Annotated in this window: 23 protein-coding genes; 13 read left to right on the plus strand and 10 right to left on the minus strand. The window is 63.0% G+C overall.

The features are described 5' to 3' along the window. Positions 1–17 precede the first annotated feature (17 nt). The 4 genes from ccmB (at position 18) to NKG95_RS00255 (ending at position 1,902) form a co-directional block, all read left to right on the plus strand. Positions 18–683 carry a heme exporter protein CcmB gene (gene ccmB, locus NKG95_RS00240; protein WP_023721884.1) on the plus strand — a complete coding sequence of 222 codons (666 nt, stop codon included), beginning with the start codon at positions 18–20 and terminating at the stop codon, positions 681–683. Further along, a complete protein-coding gene (locus NKG95_RS00245; RefSeq protein ID WP_352481064.1) occupies positions 683–1,060 on the plus strand; it encodes an Imm50 family immunity protein in 378 nt (125 codons plus the stop codon). Before ccmB ends, NKG95_RS00245 begins: the two co-directional genes overlap by 1 nt. A 102-nt stretch (positions 1,061–1,162) precedes the next feature. Continuing rightward, positions 1,163–1,330: a heme exporter protein CcmD gene (ccmD, locus tag NKG95_RS00250; RefSeq protein WP_023721882.1), complete on the plus strand. Its 168-nt coding sequence runs from the start codon at positions 1,163–1,165 to the stop codon at positions 1,328–1,330. After that, complete coding sequence (locus NKG95_RS00255; RefSeq protein ID WP_352790086.1) at positions 1,327–1,902, plus strand: DsbE family thiol:disulfide interchange protein; 576 nt, start codon at positions 1,327–1,329, stop codon at positions 1,900–1,902. The genes ccmD and NKG95_RS00255 overlap by 4 nt, the downstream gene beginning before the upstream one ends. A 32-nt stretch (positions 1,903–1,934) precedes the next feature. Here NKG95_RS00255 and NKG95_RS00260 read toward each other — a convergent pair whose 3' ends face one another. Continuing rightward, positions 1,935–2,102: a hypothetical protein gene (locus tag NKG95_RS00260; protein ID WP_023721879.1), complete on the minus strand. Its 168-nt coding sequence runs from the start codon at positions 2,100–2,102 to the stop codon at positions 1,935–1,937. A gap of 263 nt (positions 2,103–2,365) precedes the next feature. Here NKG95_RS00260 and NKG95_RS00265 point away from each other — a divergent pair, with 263 nt between their 5' ends. Continuing rightward, positions 2,366–3,283 (plus strand): SMP-30/gluconolactonase/LRE family protein, encoded by a 918-nt coding sequence (locus NKG95_RS00265; protein WP_353039598.1) that lies wholly within the window; start codon positions 2,366–2,368, stop codon positions 3,281–3,283. A gap of 32 nt (positions 3,284–3,315) precedes the next feature. Next, a complete protein-coding gene (locus NKG95_RS00270; RefSeq protein ID WP_353039600.1) occupies positions 3,316–3,525 on the plus strand; it encodes a tautomerase family protein in 210 nt (69 codons plus the stop codon). Positions 3,526–3,803: 278 nt separating this feature from the next. Here NKG95_RS00270 and NKG95_RS00275 read toward each other — a convergent pair whose 3' ends face one another. From NKG95_RS00275 to NKG95_RS00305, 7 genes are all read right to left on the minus strand, one after another. Continuing rightward, the gene (locus NKG95_RS00275; protein ID WP_353039900.1) at positions 3,804–4,337 is read right to left on the minus strand and encodes an NADPH-dependent FMN reductase; all 534 of its coding nucleotides are present in this window, start codon (positions 4,335–4,337) and stop codon (positions 3,804–3,806) included. A 40-nt stretch (positions 4,338–4,377) separates the two neighbouring features. Then, complete coding sequence (locus tag NKG95_RS00280) at positions 4,378–4,998, minus strand: pyridoxamine 5'-phosphate oxidase family protein (protein WP_352481060.1); 621 nt, start codon at positions 4,996–4,998, stop codon at positions 4,378–4,380. A gap of 67 nt (positions 4,999–5,065) precedes the next feature. Beyond that, on the minus strand, positions 5,066–5,731 hold the full coding sequence (locus NKG95_RS00285) for a septation protein A (protein WP_352817258.1): 666 nt from the start codon (positions 5,729–5,731) through the stop codon (positions 5,066–5,068). Between the two features lie 60 nt (positions 5,732–5,791). Beyond that, complete coding sequence (ftsY, locus tag NKG95_RS00290; protein WP_352588007.1) at positions 5,792–7,555, minus strand: signal recognition particle-docking protein FtsY; 1,764 nt, start codon at positions 7,553–7,555, stop codon at positions 5,792–5,794. Positions 7,556–7,566: 11 nt separating this feature from the next. Then, on the minus strand, positions 7,567–8,868 hold the full coding sequence (mtaB, locus tag NKG95_RS00295) for a tRNA (N(6)-L-threonylcarbamoyladenosine(37)-C(2))-methylthiotransferase MtaB (RefSeq protein WP_353020028.1): 1,302 nt from the start codon (positions 8,866–8,868) through the stop codon (positions 7,567–7,569). After that, positions 8,868–9,752: a diaminopimelate epimerase gene (gene dapF, locus NKG95_RS00300; protein WP_353039602.1), complete on the minus strand. Its 885-nt coding sequence runs from the start codon at positions 9,750–9,752 to the stop codon at positions 8,868–8,870. The genes mtaB and dapF overlap by 1 nt, the downstream gene beginning before the upstream one ends. 74 nt (positions 9,753–9,826) lie before the next feature. After that, a complete protein-coding gene (locus NKG95_RS00305) occupies positions 9,827–9,988 on the minus strand; it encodes a DUF1328 family protein (RefSeq protein WP_031195454.1) in 162 nt (53 codons plus the stop codon). Between the two features lie 290 nt (positions 9,989–10,278). Between NKG95_RS00305 and NKG95_RS00310 the strand changes: the two genes are divergently transcribed. Both NKG95_RS00310 and NKG95_RS00315 read left to right on the plus strand, forming a co-directional pair. Continuing rightward, entirely contained in the window at positions 10,279–10,956 is a 678-nt protein-coding gene (locus NKG95_RS00310) for a flavin-containing monooxygenase (RefSeq protein WP_353039604.1), read from the plus strand. 61 nt (positions 10,957–11,017) lie between these two features. Next, entirely contained in the window at positions 11,018–11,539 is a 522-nt protein-coding gene (locus NKG95_RS00315; RefSeq protein WP_353039606.1) for an NAD(P)/FAD-dependent oxidoreductase, read from the plus strand. On the opposite strand, the gene NKG95_RS00320 is transcribed toward NKG95_RS00315, so the two are convergent. Continuing rightward, positions 11,536–12,546, minus strand: coding sequence for an MBL fold metallo-hydrolase (locus NKG95_RS00320; RefSeq protein ID WP_353020030.1), 1,011 nt, complete (start codon positions 12,544–12,546; stop codon positions 11,536–11,538). The genes NKG95_RS00315 and NKG95_RS00320 overlap by 4 nt on opposite strands. Before the next feature lie 281 nt (positions 12,547–12,827). Between NKG95_RS00320 and NKG95_RS00325 the strand changes: the two genes are divergently transcribed. Both NKG95_RS00325 and zapE read left to right on the plus strand, forming a co-directional pair. Beyond that, complete coding sequence (locus NKG95_RS00325) at positions 12,828–13,367, plus strand: protease inhibitor Inh/omp19 family protein (RefSeq protein ID WP_353039608.1); 540 nt, start codon at positions 12,828–12,830, stop codon at positions 13,365–13,367. A gap of 83 nt (positions 13,368–13,450) precedes the next feature. Continuing rightward, complete coding sequence (gene zapE / locus NKG95_RS00330; protein WP_352494048.1) at positions 13,451–14,647, plus strand: cell division protein ZapE; 1,197 nt, start codon at positions 13,451–13,453, stop codon at positions 14,645–14,647. An 87-nt stretch (positions 14,648–14,734) separates the two neighbouring features. On the opposite strand, the gene NKG95_RS00335 is transcribed toward zapE, so the two are convergent. Continuing rightward, on the minus strand, positions 14,735–15,115 hold the full coding sequence (locus NKG95_RS00335; protein WP_502913909.1) for a GNAT family N-acetyltransferase: 381 nt from the start codon (positions 15,113–15,115) through the stop codon (positions 14,735–14,737). Positions 15,116–15,395: 280 nt separating this feature from the next. On the opposite strand from NKG95_RS00335, the gene mdh reads away from it, so the two are divergent. The 3 genes from mdh to NKG95_RS00350 are packed head-to-tail and all read left to right on the plus strand — an operon-like array spanning position 15,396 to position 17,975. Further along, positions 15,396–16,364, plus strand: a complete 969-nt coding sequence (mdh, locus tag NKG95_RS00340) for a malate dehydrogenase (RefSeq protein WP_023723107.1) — start codon at positions 15,396–15,398, stop codon at positions 16,362–16,364. 41 nt (positions 16,365–16,405) lie between these two features. Continuing rightward, entirely contained in the window at positions 16,406–17,599 is a 1,194-nt protein-coding gene (gene sucC, locus NKG95_RS00345) for an ADP-forming succinate--CoA ligase subunit beta (protein ID WP_353039612.1), read from the plus strand. Between the two features lie 4 nt (positions 17,600–17,603). Further along, entirely contained in the window at positions 17,604–17,975 is a 372-nt protein-coding gene (locus NKG95_RS00350; RefSeq protein ID WP_023723110.1) for a cupin domain-containing protein, read from the plus strand. Positions 17,976–17,994: the final 19 nt, after the last annotated feature.

Raw genomic sequence — 17,994 nt, forward strand, 5'->3', positions numbered from 1 at the left:
CGAAAGCATCTCACATCATGCTAGCCCTCTTCCTGCGCGACATCCGCTTAAGTATCCGCGCCGGCGGCGGGGCGCTTACCGGCGTGATTTTCTTTCTCGCCGTTATCGCGACCATCCCCTTCGGCGTCGGTCCCGACCTGAAGCTGCTGGCCCGCATCGGCCCGGCGATCCTGTGGATCGCCGCCTTGCTGGCCTGCCTGCTCGGCCTCGACCGGCTGTTCCAGGCTGACCGCGAGGACGGCTCGCTCGATCTTCTGGTGCTTGGCAACGACCGGCACATGCTGGCCCTGACCGTGCTGACGAAATGCCTGGCGCATTGGGCGGGAAGCGTGCTGCCGCTGGTCGTCGCGGCTCCCCTGCTCGGCCTGTTCATGAACATGGAGCCGGCCGGCATCGGCGCCACGGCGCTGACGCTTCTGGTCGGCACGCCGGCGATCACCTTCATCGGTGCTGCCGGTGCCGCGGTGGCGGTAGCGTTGCCGCGCGGCGGACTGCTGATCTCGGTGCTGGTGCTGCCGCTGACCATTCCCGTACTGATCTTCGGCGTATCGGCAAGCTATGGCGCGGTGGCGGACCCCGATCCCTTCCTGCATCCCTTCCTCATTCTTACCGCGCTGACCCTGTTTCTTGCCGTGCTCGGGCCGGTGGCAGCGGCGCTGGCGCTGCGGCACGGAACGGATTGATGTGGCCGCTGCGCATAGAGAACCCGATCTTTCTCCAGACCATCTACGGCAACTACCCCGATCTGTCCTCCGTCGAGGTTACCGGGGCCAAGATGGACCGCAACGGGCCTAGCATGCACCTTTCCTTCATCTCGACCGTCCTTCCCTACCGGCCCCCCGCCAAATGGGCGGCGTTCAATGCCGTGTCTTTCGGGCTTGAGTTCATCGCGGTCGAATCCATTAGCCTTCGCAAGTTCCAGAGCCATGGCTCCAGTGCAATCAGGATGTGGGATGACGCCGGTAGAATCCTGCTTACCTGCGAAGGGGCTGTCAGGCTGTCCCTGACGTGCCAATACATGCGTATCAAAAACATATCAGGTGTTTTGCTTTCGCAGTGACCTTCGGCTTGCGATAACCGCAAATCTGCCGCAGACCCGTTCATTGCGACAAACAGCCGGTGAGGCTATGAATTTCGCCGTGAGAAGCCTTGGATCGGGAAAATGAGCATGCATGCCCTTTATGTCACCGCCGCCTATGCCATTACGGCCGTGGTGCTGGCCGGGCTGGTTGGCTGGATCCTGCTCGACCAGCGCGGCCGCAAGCGAGAGCTCGCCGAGCTGGAGGCGTCCGGCGTGCGCCGGCGCTCCGACAAGGCAGCAAAATCATGAGCACGGAAACGGAAACACCGGCGCGTCGCCGCCTGATCGTGCTGGTGCCGCTGCTGGTCTTTCTCGGGCTGGCGGGATTGTTCCTGGCGCAGCTGTTGTCCGGGCGCGACGTGTCGGAAGTGCCGTCGGCGCTGATCGGCTTGCCGGCGCCGCAGACCAACCTGCCGGCGCTCGAGGGCACCAATTTGCCGGGCCTCGATTCAAAACAGTTCGCCGGCAAGGTGACGCTGGTCAACGTCTTCGCGTCCTGGTGCGCGCCATGCCGCGACGAGCATCCGGTGCTGCTGGCGCTGTCGCAGGACAGACGCTTCGTCATGGCAGCGCTGAACTACAAGGACCAGCCGGAAAACGCCCGTCGGTTCCTTGGCGATCTCGGCAATCCGTTCCAGGCGATCGGCGTCGACCAGGCCGGGCGCACGGCGATCGACTGGGGTGTCTACGGCGTGCCGGAGACCTTCGTCATCGGCAAGGATGGCAAGATCGCCTACAAGCATGTCGGGCCGCTGACGCCGGACTCGGCGCAGACGCTGCTGCTGCCGGAGATCGAGAAGGCGCTGGCCGTTCCGGGCTGATGCCCGCCGATCGTGATAGGTCGACCGAAGACTCAGCCGTAGATCTGCTTGTGGACCTGATAGAGCATTTCTGAGCGGTCGGCGCGCATGTCGGCGAGGTCGCGGCTGCTGAAGCTGTCGATTTCGGCGACGAGGCGGTTGTAATGCCGGCGCTTGGCGATGCTGGCGCGAGCGCGGCTCATGAGGCTGTCGATGATCATAGCGAGTTTCCTTTTGCGCCGCATTTCGCGGCCAGTTGTTCCTCCCTTGATCGATACGAAGCATGACATAGTTATGGCGCGTTGCAAAAATAAGATGTTGCAATGCACCATTGCGCTGGCCGCATAGCCGGTTAACCGGATGTGACCTGCCGTCCGGGCCAGCATTCGCTCCCCTAATGCTTCTGACGCATCATCGATCTTGCCATATCGATCGCAGGCTGGCTTGATCGCGGCTCGCCAAGCGACTGATACCGGGAGGAACCATGACCAGCGAATTCTACGAAGTTCTCGATCCGCGCTTTTCGCGGCTGTTTAACGGCAACGCACAGGTCGACAGGCTGTTTACCGGCTGCCGATGGGCGGAGGGGCCGGCCTGGTTTGCGGCCGGGCGCTATGTGGTGTGGTCCGACATTCCGAACAATCGCATGCTGCGCTACGACGACACCGACGGCAGCGTCAGCGTGTTCCGTCAGCCGTCCGGCAATTCCAATGGCAACACCGTCGACCGGCAAGGCCGGATGGTTACTTGCGAACATTCCGGCCGCCGCGTCAGCCGCACCGAGCATGACGGCTCGGTCATCACCATCGCCGACAAATGGCGCGGCAAGCGGCTGAACTCGCCTAATGACGCGGTGGTCAAGTCCGACGGCTCGATCTGGTTCACCGATCCGAGCTACGGCATCGATACCGATTACGAGGGCGACAAGGCCGAAAGCGAGATCGGGGCCTGCCATGTCTACCGGGTCGATCCCGGCACCGGCGAGACCGAGGCGGTGATCACCGACATGGTCAGGCCAAACGGGCTCGCCTTCTCGCTCGACGAGAGCAAGCTCTATGTCGCCGACACCGGCCGCACGCATGGCGCCCAAAACCCGGCGCACATCCGGGTGTTCAATGTCGGCCAGGGCGGCAAGACGGTGTCCGGCGAAAAGGTCTTTGCTGACTGCACCGCCGGCCTGTTCGACGGTTTCAGGCTCGATGCGGACGGCCGCATCTGGACCAGTGCCGCCGACGGGGTCCATTGCTACGATCCAGACGGGACGCTGATCGGCAAGGTCAAGGTACCGGAAGTCGTCGCCAATTGCGTGTTCGGCGGCAACAAGCTGAACTGCCTCTACATCGCCGGCACGACCTCGCTCTACATGGTCCGGCTCATGGTCAACGGCGCCAAGACATTTTGAGCGGCCGCCAAGCATATCCAAGGGAGGGAACCATGCCATTCGTGAATATCCGCCTGGTCAAGGAGGTGATTGCCGATGACCCGGCCGGAAAAAAGGCCGCGATCGCCGCCCAGGTGACGGCGGCCATCACCGGCGCCACCGGCCTGACCAGCAACGATGTCTGGGTGGTCTTCGAAGAGGTCAATGCCCGCGACTGGTTCGTCGGCCAGACCGACGTCGAGACGCGGAGACGGAAGGGCTAATCTCCCGACGGAACGGCAGCGAGGCGGAAGTTTGCGAGAGGCCTGCGGGACAGCGGCCCCCTCTGCCCTACCGGGCATTTCCCCCACTTGGGGGGAGATCGGCAGCTTCGTCGCCTGGCCCGTCTTTCAACGTTGGAGGTTGGCGAAAGCGGGGATGACGGCCAATCTCCCCCCTTGTGGGGGAGATGTCCGGCAGGACAGAGGGGGGCGCGAAGGATCGCCGACGCTCGCTTCGCGTTCGCTCTGCCCTGGGATAACGACAGCGCGATGGCCGCCACTTAACGCGAGCGGATGAAGGACGCGAAGGCCGAAACGGCGCGGCGCATTGCCAGCCGGTTTGCCGGTTCCGCCAGGATTTTCTCCACCTCCGGCGGCTTCTTGCCGAGCAGGCCGATTTCGAGCGCTGCTTCCTCATAGAGTGCGAAAGACATTGTCCGCATGATCTCGGCCAGTGCGGCGCGGGCAAACAGCGAGCGCGGCGAGGCGTGGACCAGCATGGCCGGTTTGCCGACGGCTGCATCGCGCGACACCAGCCAGTCGAGCGCGTTCTTGAGGCCGCCTGGTACGCCATGGGCATATTCCGGGCAGGAGACGATGACGCCGTCAGCGACGGTGACCGCGTCGATCAGCGCCGCTGCTTGCGGTGGCGTTCGCTCGCCTTCGTCGTCGGGGTTGAAGATCGGCAGCCGCCCAAGCCCATCGTAGACGGCGACGTGACAGTCCGGCGGCGCGTTTTGCGCGAGTGCCGCGACCAGGGCCGAATTGGTCGAGGCGGCGCGCAGGCTGCCAGAGATGGCGAGGATGTTGAGCAAGGAAATGGAGACCGGCTCGAGCGATTCGTCGCCGGGCACACTACCACATGGTCTCTCTGTATTCCTCGTCCAGCCAGCGGTCGGTCGCCTCGGCCGAATCGGCGAGCGCCAACTGGTCGCGCAGGATCTGGCCGAGCGTCGGCAGCGTCGCGCGGTCGTACCAGCTCTCCGGCTTCCACAATTCGGAGCGCATGAAGGCCTTGGCGCAATGCATGTAGGCGGCCTTGACCGTCACCACGACGACGCTTTGCGGTGCCTTGCCGTCGACCGCCAGCCGCTCACGCAATGACGCATCGACGGTGATGCGGGCATCGCCATTGACACGCAGCGTTTCGTTCATGCCGGGAATGAGGAAGAGCAGCCCGATCGAGGGATTGAGAAGGATGTTCTCCAGCGTGTCGAGGCGGTTGTTGCCGGGCCGGTCGGGGATGGCGATGGTCTTCTCGTCGAGCACTGTTACGAAGCCCGGCCTGTCGCCCTTCGGCGTCACGTCGGCATTGCCGGCGCCGTCGGACGAGCCGATCAGCACGAAGGGGCTCTTGCCGATGAAGGAACGGCAGTGGCCGTCCAATGCCTTCAGTTCCTTGCGGATCGAACCGTCGGTCGGCCGAGGCGTCTTGTAGATCGTCCTCAACTCGTCGCGCGTGGTGATGAATTCCATGCCCCTCTCCTCCTATTCTGACGCAATTCCGGACGGAAAACCGCTACACACTTTTCCTGGAATTGCTCTATTTGCCGGCTTTCTCTTCCTTGGCGGCCTTGTCCTCGAGCGAGTGGCGCAGGATCAACGGCATTTGGCTTAACGTGAAGACAAGGGTAATGGGAATCGTGCCCCAGACCTTGAAATAAAGCCAGGTTTCCTCAGAAAAATTGCGCCACACGACCTCGTTCAGCACAGCCAGAAAAAGGAAGAAAAGCCCCCATCGGAAAGTGAGCTTGCGCCAGCCTTCGGCGTCGAGATTGAAGGCGGAATCAAAGACATAGCCCAACAGCGATCTGCCAAACGCCAACCCGCCAAGCAGCGTGATGCCGAACAGGCTGTTGATGATTGTCGGCTTCATGAAAGCGAAGGTCTTGTCCTGCAGCCACAGCGCCAGCGCACCAAACACAAACACGACGATGGCCGAGACCAGCGGCATGATCGGCCAGCTGCGCGTCAAAATCCACGAAACGCTGAGCGACAGCGCCGTCGCCACCATAAAGAACGCTGTGGCAATCAGGATAGGCTCGCCGATATGGCTGAGGATCGGGAATTTCCCGACAAGCCACGCGCCGCGGATGGTGGTGAAAAAGAACACCAGACCAGGCCCGAGTTCGAGCAGGAATTTCAGGCCGGGGTTCAACGCCTTGCGTCGCGGATCGGACAGGTCGCGTTCGAGGATGGGTGGGTTCATGGGATCCTTCTTACGCACGATCCAATCCAAAAAGTCTGCAACTTTTCGGGATCATGCTCGTCAAGCCACGCCAGCGATCGCCCTGGCGAACTCGCTTGCGGAAAAGGGTTCGAGGTCGTCGACCTGTTCGCCGACGCCGATGAAGTAGACCGGCAATTTGTGCTTTGCCGCGATCGCCACCAGAATACCGCCGCGCGCCGTGCCGTCCAGCTTGGTCATCACCAGGCCGTTGACGCCGGCGACATTGCGGAAGATCTCGACCTGGTTGAGCGCATTCTGGCCGGTGGTGGCATCGACCGTCTGCAGCACGGTGTGCGGCGCTTCCGGATCGAGCTTGCCCAGCACGCGGACGATCTTTTCCAGTTCCGCCATCAGTTCGGTCTTGTTCTGCAGCCGCCCGGCGGTGTCGATGATCAGCACGTCGGAGCCGGCCTCCTTCGCCCGCTCGAAGGCGTCGTAAGCGAGGCCGGCGGCGTCGGCGCCGAGCTTCGAGGCAATGACCGGCGAGTTGGTGCGCTCGCCCCAGATCTTCAACTGCTCGATCGCGGCGGCGCGGAAAGTGTCGCCGGCGGCGAGCATCACCGAGAGGCCGCCATCGGTCAGCTTTGCGGCGAGCTTGCCGATGGTCGTGGTTTTCCCCGTGCCGTTGACGCCGACGACCAGGATGACATGCGGCTTGTGGCTGAGGTCGAGTTCCAGCGGCATGGCGACATGGGTCAGCACCTTCTCCACCTCCGCCGCCATGATGGCGCGGACTTCCGTCTCGGAGACATCCTTGCCGTAGCGGCTGGCGGAGAGCGCGTCGGTAACGCGCAAAGCCGTCTCCATGCCGAGATCGGCGCGGATCAGCACATCCTCCAGGTCCTGCAGCGTGTCCTCGTCGAGCTTGCGCTTGGTGAAGACGCCGGCGATGTTGCCGGACAACTCCCTGGAAGAGCGGGCAAGCCCGTCTCGCATGCGCTGGAACCAGGAGCGCCTCGGCGCCGGTTCGGGCGCTCTTTGCGGCTCGGCCTTCTGCTCGACCTTCTTGGTTACGGTCACCTTGCCGGGGGCAGGTTTTGGCTCCGGCGATGGTTGCGGAATGGCCTCTGGTTCGGGCGCAATCTCGGTCAAGACCGGTTTCGTTTCGACCGGGGCGGGCTGGCGGAGCGGAGGCGGGATTTCGGCCGGCGGCGCTTCGGGCGCTGCGGAGGGGCTCTCGGCGGGCGGTGCGGTATCTTGCAGAGGTTCGCGCTGCCCCTCACCCTTTCCCGTTCCGGGGCGAGCCGCTTGTCTCGCCGGTCCTTCGGACCCCCGTGAAGGACGGAGAGAGGGGGACGTCAGCGTTGCAGCTTCTTCTTCATCGCTTTCAAAAGGAGGCTCGGCCTGCCGATCAGCCCCCTTCTCCCCGTCACCATACGGGGAGAAGGTGCCGGCAGGCGGATGAGGGGCAGCGCCAGCTTCCGATGACCGAGGCTCAGTCTGGACAATCTCCGGCTGCTCCGGCTCGGGAATAACAAGCTCGGCCGGGATTTCTTCCGGCTCCTCAGCAGGCGTTTCCGACTCCGGCTGGATCTCTGGCTCGGGCGGAATGGTTGGTGCGGGTTCGAGCGGTGGCTGCGGCGCGGGCGGCGCTTCCGTCTCGACAGACGGCGGAGGCGCAGTGTCTGCCTCGGGCCGCGACTCTTCGCGTTTCAAAAACTCCGGGACGGCCTGCTCGGCCGCCGGCTTCAGCGCCTCCAGTTCGTCCCATTTGATCGGCGGCAGCGGTGCGGTCTCGTCGGGCCGCTCCTCGACAACTTCCTTCTTGCCGAACGAAAATATCTTCTTGAAAAACCCGGCCATGTCTTGCGCTCTCAGGCGGCGCGGGCGGCAAGCGGCGCGGCGATCAGTCTGATACCGTCATTGCCGGCGATATCAGCCTCGACGATGTCGCCCGGCGCCCCGGCTGACAACACGGCCAGCGTAAACCCTTCGGTGCGGCCGAGCCCATCGCGCTCGACCAGGATCGACTGGCGTGTGCCAGCGAGCGAGGAAAGGTGACGGCGGTAGGCGACCTCGCCGGCGGCGCGCAACCGTGCGGCGCGCTGCTTGACCATTTCGCGGCGAAGCTGCGGCATGCGCGCGGCGGGCGTGCCCTGGCGCGGCGAAAACGGGAAGACATGGAGATGCGTCAGGCCGCATTCCTCGACGATCTCCAGCGAGTTTTCGAACATGGCATCCGTCTCCGTCGGGAAGCCGGCGATGATGTCGGCGCCGAAAACGATGCCGTGGCGCAGTTTGCGCACATCCTCGCAAAAGCGGATCGACTGGTCGCGGCTGTGCCGGCGCTTCATCCGCTTCAGGATCATGTCGTCACCCGATTGCAGCGACAGGTGCAGATGCGGCATCAGCCTCGGCTCGGTGGCGATGGCGTCCAGCAGATCGTCGTCGGCCTCGATCGAATCGATGGAAGAAAGCCGCAGGCGTTTCACGTCTGGCACCTGCTTCAGGATGGTCTTGACCAATTTGCCGAGCTTCGGTGCGCCCGGCAGATCGGCGCCAAAACTGGTCATGTCGACGCCCGTCAGCACGATCTCGGCATAACCACTGCCGGCGAGTCGCTTGACCTGCTCAACCACGGCGCCCATCGGGACCGAGCGCGAATTTCCGCGACCGTAGGGAATGATGCAGAAGGTGCAGCGGTGGTCGCAGCCGTTCTGCACCTGGACAAAAGCGCGCGCCCGGCCCTCGATGGCGTCGACCATGTGGGTGGCCGTTTCGCGCACCGAAAAGATATCGTTGACGCGCGCCTTTTCGGTGTCGTTGACGCCGAAATCCGGCAGCGCGCGATATGAATGCGCCTTCAGCTTCTCCTCATTGCCGAGGACGAGATCGACCTCGTCCATGGCGACGAAATCCTGCGGGCCGGTCTGCGCGGCGCAGCCGGTGACGATGATGCGGGCGGCCGGGTTCTCACGGCGGGCTTTTCTGATCGACTGCTTGGCCTGGCGCACCGCCTCGCCGGTGACGGCGCAGGTGTTGAAGATGATAGCGCCGCCTTCGAGCCCGCCGAGGCCCGCACTTTCGGCTTCACGCCGCATCACCTCGGATTCATAGGTGTTCAGCCTGCAGCCGAAGGTGACGACGTCGATACCCCTGTTGCCACGAGGAGCCATCAGGCGGCGCTTTCGGTGTCGCGCGCCCACGCCCCGGTCGACGGATCGAAGCTGCCGGAAAATTCCCATTCGGCGGCACCGGTCAGGATGACGTGGTCGTCGTCGCGCCACAGGACGTGCAGCGAGCCGCCGCCGGGCGTCATCAGCGTGACGCTGCGGCCGGTGCGCCGGGTGCGGGCCGCGGCGACCACGGCGGCGCAAGCAGCCGAGCCGCAGGCCTTGGTCAGGCCGGCGCCGCGCTCCCAGGTGCGGATGGCCATGGTCTCCGGCGAAGTCACTTGCGCGATGGTGATGTTGGCGCGCTCAGGGAAGATCGGGTGGTTTTCGAGCAGCGGGCCGAAGCGCTCGAGTTCATAGGACCAGACGTCGCGGTCGACCCAGAAGATGGCGTGCGGATTGCCCATCGAGACGACCGACGGCGAATGCAGTACCGGCGCATCGATCGGGCCGATCTGCAGTTCGATCATGCGGGTGTCGCGAAACTCCTCGGCCAGCGGGATGTCCCGCCAGCCAAAGCGCGGCTTGCCCATGTCGACCGAGATCATTCCGTCGGCATGTTCCTCGGCATTGAGGATGCCGGCGACTGTTTCAAAGGCAAATGTCTTCTGGCTGGTCTCGGCGGCGAGCGCCTGGACGACACAGCGCATGCCGTTGCCGCAGGCTTGCGCACTGGTTCCGTCGGAATTCAAGATGTCGATGAAAAAGGCGGTGCCCGGCGTCCTGGGATCGTGGATCGCCATGATCTGGTCGAACCTGGTCGCGGCGTCGGCATTAAGCGCGACGGCTGCCGCAGGCGTTACGCGATCGGCACGGCCACGCATATCGGCAACGATGATTTCGTTGCCGATACCGTTCATCTTGGCGAAAGGGGCCGCGCTTGCCATGGATCGAAAGGTCTCTTGCCGATTTGGCGCCTATATGGCGGATACCGGCCGAAATTACCAGTGCGGCATGCTTTTCAGGTCACCGCGAATACGCCAAGCACGATCAGCAGGAAGATGATCAGCACGATGCCGATGAGGATGCGGGCGCCGGTTGCGGCGGCTCCAGCCAGTGCCGGCATGCCGAGCAGGCTTGCCGCGGCCGCGATAATCAAAAGAATGATGATCCACCTGATCATGAGAGACACCTCGCAGCCGGCAGGTTTGAAACACCTACAAACGCTTCTGCGAGGGCTTGGGTTCCCTGCGGTGGCTGGGCGGGTCGAGGACCCGGCTGTGATATGCAGCTACGGATGCAATGTTGTCATAGTGTTGAATGAACGCTACCGTTGTGTCGATTTGACGTCCGGGAATGGATATTTCGCTGCTAAGCAATCTTGGATCCCTTTTTTCGTCTTACCCAAGATCTTCACCGCACCGAGACCGTAAGCTGACGACGTGTTTGGCGGGCCGGCGATAGAGTTTTCCAATGACTGAGCGTTGGGACACGATCATTATTGGTGGCGGCCAGGCGGGGCTCGCCATGAGTTACTATCTTCACCAACATGAACGTGAGCATGTCGTGTTGGAACGCGCGCGTATTGCCGGACGCTGGCGGACTGAGCGTTGGGATTCGCTTCGGTTTCAATTCATCAACCAGGCAATAGAGCTTCCTGGGGTTTCTTATCAGGACCCTAAACCGGAAGGATTCGCCCACCACACCGCCATCACGCGGTTCATCGAGCACTATGCGGCAAAAATTGCAGCTCCGGTTCGCGAGGGTGTGGAGGTCACGAAGCTCCGACACAGGGATACCGGCGATTATGCGTTGGAGACAAACGCCGGCAGCATGACGGCCCGCAATGTCGTTGTGGCGACGGGCCCTTTCCAGCGTTCGATGGTACCGGCGGCGGCCAAGGATTTGCCTCGATCCGTTTACCAGGTTCACGCTTCGAGGTACCGCAACCCCGACGAGCTTCCCCCCGGAGTGGTGCTGGTGGTGGGCAGTGGTGCATCCGGTAGCCAGATTGCGGATGAACTCCAGCAATCCGGGCGCGATGTCTATCTTTCGGTCAGTCCGCATCGTCGGGTGCCGCGGCGCTATCGCGGCCAGGATGTCTTGTGGTGGTTCGACAAAATGGGACGTTTCGAGATCACTATCCGATAGTTTCCCGGAGCGGCGGTATCCCCCCTCGACCGTCGTAACCGGTGTCAACGGCGGTTACGATATGAACGTCCGCCGTTTTGCACGCGATGGTGGAGTGGTGCTGGGACGTGTACTCGGATGCGCCGATGGAAAACTGTTGGTGGCCGGGGATGCCTCGCAGATATTGGCTGAAGCCGATAGGTCCTATGACGATTTTGTCTCCGCGGCAGAGGCGCTGGCAGAGAAACCTGAAGTCGCGGACCACATCAGCGATGGCAATGAACGCTCAGCAACGCCAATCCTGGCGGAAGTCGGCGGCGCCCGGTCAGTGGATATCTCCGGTGAGAACGTCGGCTCGGTCATCTGGGGAACGGGATATCGCTTCGACTATAACTGGATCGATTTACCAATTTTCGATTCGCGCAACGCACCTATTCAACAGCGTGGCGTGACAGCCTTTCCCGGCCTGTACTTTCTTGGCCTTCATTGGATGCATACCTTCGGCTCCGGCCTTCTTTCATATGTGGGCCGCGACGCCGCCCATATAGCCAGGCATATGGAAGCTTTGCAGCCGCCTTCGCCGTCAGGCCAGCCGCCGCGCTAAACCTCTGGCACGTCCCAGACTTCGCCCGGCTGCAAGGCACGGAAACGATCCCGCGGCAGACCGGCGGCTCCAAGCGCTTCGCCGAGCTTTCTGGCCGGCTCGTCGATCGGCTCGTTGGTGAGCCGGAATGTGCCCCAGTGGCAGCCGGCGGCATAGCCAGCGTTGCACAAAAGCATGCCTTGCACCGCCTCCTCCGGATCCTGGTGATGCGGCGCCATGAACCAGCGCGGCTCGTAGGCGCCGATCGGCAGGATGGCGAGGCGGAAGCCACCATGCTTTTCAGCCATCAGCCGGTAGTTGATACCGCCGTGGAAGCCGGTATCGCCGGCAAAATAGATCTTTGCACTTGGCGTTTCGACGACGAAACCCGCCCACAGCGCCATGCGCCGGTCGCGGGTGCCGCGGGCCGACCAGTGGTGCACCGGCTCGACATAGACGGCAACCCCATTGCCGATATCGACCCGATCGCCCCAGTCATGCGCGGAAAGCCGCATACCGGGAACGGCAGCGCCGATGATGGCGTCGTTGCCGAGCGGCGTCAGCAGCAGCGGGTCGTGCCTTGCCTTCAGGCGCTTCAGCGTGGCGAGGTCGAGATGGTCGTAATGGTTGTGGCTGATCAGCACGAGGTCGATCGGCGGCAGATGGGAAAAGGCGATGCCCGGCGGATTGACGCGTTTCGGCCCGGCGAACGAGATTGGCGAGACACGCCGCGACCAGACCGGATCGGTAAGGATGTTCAGGCCGGCTGTCTGGACGAGCAGCGAGGAATGGCCGACCATGGTGAGGCGGAGCGCTGCACCATCGATCCGCTCGACCGGTCTTGCCGGTGGAAACGGACTCGGATTCGCCGCCGGCCATTTCGAGCGCTCGCCGCTCAATTGCCATTTCAACAGATCGGCAAAGCGACCCGGCGGCCGGCCGTCGGGATTGAAGAACAAGGTGCCGTCGAAATGATCGCTGGGCGGGCCGCTGTAATAGCGGTTGGCGGCTCTCTTTCTCGCGGCCAAGAAATCGGCTCCCTGCAGTTTGCTGATCGCCAAGAGATAATGCCGGAGCCAGCTGGCGCAAGCATTTGAGGTGAACGTCAAGGATTTGGAGCCGGCGCGCCGTATCGCACCGACCCGGAGGTATCAGCCAGGCAATGTGCATTTTGCGATAAATTTGCAACATTAGCGGCGCAAACCGTATTTTAACCATATCGGGTTGAAATTTCGCCACCTTCTCCATCTTGGTGAGAGGGACATTGCGCGGACGGCACCCCCCAGCCGGATCCGACGGAGGTTGAAGAATGAGATTTTCGAAAACCGGCCTGCTGGCCGTATCGCTGGCCGCGCTCGTTGCGAGCGGCTGTTCAACCTCGCGGTTCTCATCAATGGACGAGCAGCAGCCGGCGCCGCTGGAAGCTGCGCCCGCCGGCAAGGTGACTGCAAACCAGCTGCCGCCCCCGGCGACACCCGGCCCGGCCGATCCGTCGAAATTTCCAACCGCGCCGCAGAACACCCAGGTCGCCTCGTTGCCGCCCGACGGGACGGCGCCGGCCGGCGCGGCCGACCTGACCGCCTCCAGCGTCGCCGGCGTGTGGAAGGCAAGCGTGTCCGGCCAGAGCTGTCAGGTGGCGACGCCGCAGACCAAATTCGGCTCGGGCTATCGCGCCGGACCGCTGCATTGCCCGGCGCCGCTCGACGGCATCAAATCCTGGAACGTCGCCGGCAAACAGCTGACGCTCTTTGACGAGAACGGCGGCACGCTGGCACGGCTGTATTCCTCGGGCGGCGACAAATTCGACGGCCAGACTTCCAACGGCCTGCCGATCTCGCTTACAAGGTAATCGAACCGCCCCTATTGTTACGCAATTCCGGACAGAAAACCGCTACACACTTTTCTTGGAATTGCTCCGGAACGACGTGACCGATGCATCTGCGTGACGGCCTCCAGACCCATGCGACCGTCAAGCAGCGCTACGACCATCTGGTCGAGACGGGCGCCATCGGGCGCGACCCGGCGCAGGAGCGGATCGCCGCTGCGCTCGACCGGCTGATCGACGAAATATCGGCAAAGCGGCTGGCGCATAAATCAAGCGCACTTGGGTGGCTGTTCGCCCGCAAGCGCGAAGTGCACGAGGCAGTCAAGGGCCTCTACATCCATGGCGGCGTCGGCCGCGGCAAAACCATGCTGATGGATATGTTCTTCGAGCTGCTGCCGGTGCGGCGCAAGCGCCGCGTGCATTTCAACGATTTCATGGCCGACGTGCAGGATCGCATCCAGAAGCACCGGCAGGCTCGCAAGAACGGCACGGCCAAGGAGGACGATCCGATCCCACCGGTGGCGCGCGCGCTGGCCGAGGAAGCCTGGGTGCTGTGCTTCGACGAGTTTTCGGTCACCGACATCGCCGATGCGATGATCCTGTCCAGGTTGTTTTCGGCGTTGTTTGCCAATGGCGTGGTGCTGGTCGCCACTTCCAATGTCGCGCCGCAGGAGCTCTACCGTGACGGCCTGAACCGTCAGTTGTTCTTGCCGTTTGTTGCTATCTTGGAGCGCCACGCGCAGGTGCTGGCGCTGGACGCCGACAAGGATTACCGCCTCGACAAGCTCAGCCGCATGCCGGTCTACGTCACCCCGGCCGATGCCGCCGCCGACCATGCGCTCGACGACGCCTGGGCGGTGATGACGCATGGCAGGCCGACGGCCGAGACGATGCTGATGGTGAAGGGCCGGCATGTCGTAGTGCCGCGTGCTGCCGGCGAGGCGGCGCGGTTTTCCTTCGCTGATCTCTGCGAGAGGCCGCTCGGCGCCCGTGACTATCTTGCCATCGCCGGCCGTTTCTCGACCATCTTCATCGACCATGTGCCGGTGCTCGGCGAAGGCAAGCGCAACGAAGCCAAGCGCTTCATCCTGCTGGTCGATACGCTCTACGATCATCATGTGCGGCTGGTGATGAGCGCCGCAGCACCGCCGCCGCAGCTCTATACGGCCAAGCGCGGCAACGAGGTCTTCGAGTTTGAGCGCACCGCATCGCGGCTGATCGAGATGCAGAGCCACGACTGGCTGGAGGATTGGGTGGAAAGGCAGAAGGCGCGGGGATCATCGACAGAGGCGCGGCAGGCTTAGGGCTAGGAGCCCGATGCCCAGCAGGCTGATCTGCAGCGCTCCTTCACACCTGTCCAGCCATCGTTAAAAGGGTCCGTCCCGCCGCGTCTATAATCGATAAACATACATCACAAAATCCTCCGCCGGCCCATGCGGCACCTTTCGCGACTCGTAAAGTGCGCGAGCAGCAACATTGTCCGGCTCGGTGCTGACCCAGGCCTCCTCACAACCATGCTCGCGACCGAGTGCGAACATGGCGTCGAGCATCCTCGTCGCAATGCCCTGGCGTTGAAAAGCCGGCGCCACACCGACCTCGTCTATGTAGAGTTCGCTCACCTTGTCCGGGTGCCGGTGGACGATCGCGGCGCATTGGCCGATAACGACGCCGTCGGCGAGGGCCACGATCATGAAATGGCCGGGCGCCGCGAGATAGGCAGAGAGTCGATCCGGCCTGACCGGCTCATCGAAAACCTCGTCGGCAACCCGCATCACAAGGGCGTCATCGCCCGGAGATAGCCTTCTGATTTCAGATGCCATTGTGTAGAATTCCTCTAGCCGGCTTCAGAACTTTTACGTTTACGTAAGTCCCATTGTTTCTAACCGATTGAAATTACTCACTCCAAAATAATCGTTTGAATTTTTGCACGGCCGGGGCTATTGCGTGCGGCGAATTTCGCGGTTCCGCGGCATTCCGGCCTCTTCCTCCGACGCCGTCATCAAATCGTCAAGGATTTGGGCGCCGTCATAGTCAAAGGGAAAACATCCTGACATGGCACGCAACAAGATAGCGCTCATCGGCTCGGGCATGATCGGCGGCACCCTCGCCCACATGGTCGGCCTCAAGGATCTCGGCGACGTCGTGCTGTTCGATATCGCCGAAGGCATCCCGCAAGGCAAGGGGCTGGACATCGCGCAGTCGTCGCCGGTCGATGGGTTCGACTCCAGGCTGACCGGCGTCAACGACTATGCCGGCATAGAGGGCGCCGACGTCTGCATCGTCACCGCCGGCGTGCCGCGCAAGCCCGGCATGAGCCGCGACGATCTTCTGGGCATCAATCTGAAGGTGATGGAGCAGGTCGGCGCCGGCCTCAAGAAATACGCGCCGAAGGCCTTCGTCATCTGCATCACCAATCCGCTCGACGCCATGGTCTGGGCGCTGCAGAAGTTTTCCGGCCTGCCGAAGAGCCATGTCGTCGGCATGGCCGGCGTGCTCGACAGTTCGCGCTTCCGTTATTTCCTGGCCGAGGAATTCAAGGTCTCGGTCGAGGATGTCACCGCCTTCGTGCTCGGTGGCCACGGCGATTCCATGGTGCCGATGATCCGCTATTCCACCGTTGCCGGCATCCCGCTGCCCGACCTCATCAAGATGGGCTGGACCTCGAAGGAGCGGCTCGACCAGATCGTGCAGCGCACCCGCGACGGCGGCGCCGAGATCGTCGGCCTGCTCAAGACCGGTTCGGCCTTCTACGCGCCCGCCGCCTCGGCCATCGCCATGGCCGAAGCCTATCTCAAGGACAAGAAGCGGGTGCTGCCCTGTGCTGCCTTTCTTTCCGGCCAATATGGCGTCAAGAACACCTATGTCGGCGTTCCCGTGGTGATCGGCGCCGGCGGCGTCGAGCGTATCATCGAGATCGAACTGGCGAAAAGCGAACAGAAGATGTTCGACAGTTCGGTCGCCGCGGTGCAGGGTCTGTGCGACGCCTGCGTCAAGATCGCTCCGCATCTCGCGGCCAAATAAGCCGGCAACCAAGCCCGCCAAACAAGCTGGAGACATAGCGCATGAACATCCATGAGTATCAGGGCAAGGCGCTGCTGAAAGGTTTTGGCGCACCGGTGGCCGAGGGCGTGCCGGTGTTCAAGGCGAGCGAGGCGGAAGCCGCCGCCAAGGCGCTGCCCGGCCCGCTCTATGTGGTCAAGAGCCAGATCCATGCCGGCGGCCGCGGCAAGGGCAAGTTTAGGGAGCTCGGCGCCGATGCGAAGGGCGGCGTCAGGCTGGCGAAGTCGGTGGCCGAGGTCGTCGCCAACGCCAAGGAGATGCTCGGCCATACGCTGGTCACCAAGCAGACCGGCCCGGCCGGCAAGCAGGTCAACCGGCTCTACATCGAGGACGGCGCTGACATCGAGCGCGAGCTCTATCTGTCGATCCTGGTCGACCGCTCGGTCGGGCGCGTCGCCTTCGTCGTCTCGACCGAGGGCGGCATGGACATCGAGGCGGTCGCCCACGACACGCCGGAAAAGATCATCACCGTCGCCATCGACCCGGAAAAGGGCGTGACGGCCGACGATGTGAACACGCTCAACGCCGCACTGAGGCTCGACGGCGACGCCGCCAAAGATGGTGGCACGCTGTTTCCGATCCTCTACAAGGCATTTGTCGAGAAGGACATGAGCCTGCTCGAGATCAACCCGCTGATCGTCATGAAGAGCGGCCGGCTGCGCGTGCTCGACGCAAAAGTGTCGTTCGACAACAATGCGCTGTTCCGCCACCCGGACGTGCTCGAATTGCGCGACACCACCGAAGAGGACGAGAAGGAGATCGAGGCGTCGAAATACGACCTAGCCTATGTCGCGCTCGACGGTAATATCGGCTGCATGGTCAACGGCGCCGGCCTTGCCATGGCGACGATGGACATCATCAAGCTCTACGGCGCCGAGCCGGCCAACTTCCTCGATGTCGGCGGCGGCGCGTCTAAGGAAAAAGTGACGGCGGCGTTCAAGATCATCACCAAGGATCCGGCGGTCAAAGGCATTCTGATCAACATCTTCGGCGGCATCATGAAGTGCGACATCATCGCCGAGGGCGTCATCGCCGCAGTCAAGGAGGTCGGCCTGCAAGTGCCGCTGGTTGTGCGGCTGGAAGGGACCAATGCCGAGCTCGGCAAAAAGATCATCAACGACAGCGGGCTGAACGTGGTGTCGGCCGATGACCTCGATGACGCAGCCAAGAAGATTGTCGCGGCGGTGAAGGGCTGAGTCTGTGCCTCCGCACAAGATAAACCTCGTCGAGGCGGCGGATACGAAGATCAAGAAGGTCTTCGATCCGCATATTGCCGGCGACGTCAACGATTCCCAGGTCAAGATCGCCAAGTTCGGCGACGTCTTCGATTGGCACGCGCACGACAATGAAGACGAGGCCTTCCTGGTGCTGCGCGGCCGCATCGCCATCGATTTCCGCGACGGCACGGTGGAGCTTTCCAGCGGCGAGTTCATCGTCGTGCCGCGCGCCGTCGAGCACCGGCCGCGCTCGCTGAGCGAAGAACCTGTGGTGCTGATGTTCGAGCCGGCGACGACGCTCAACACCGGCAACGCCAAGAGCGACCTGACCGTCGCCGAGCTGAAGCGGTTGTGACGATGAGCGCGCGGCCTTC

The organism is Mesorhizobium sp. M1423, from assembly GCF_040317575.1.
Classification (GTDB): Bacteria; Pseudomonadota; Alphaproteobacteria; order Rhizobiales; family Rhizobiaceae; genus Mesorhizobium.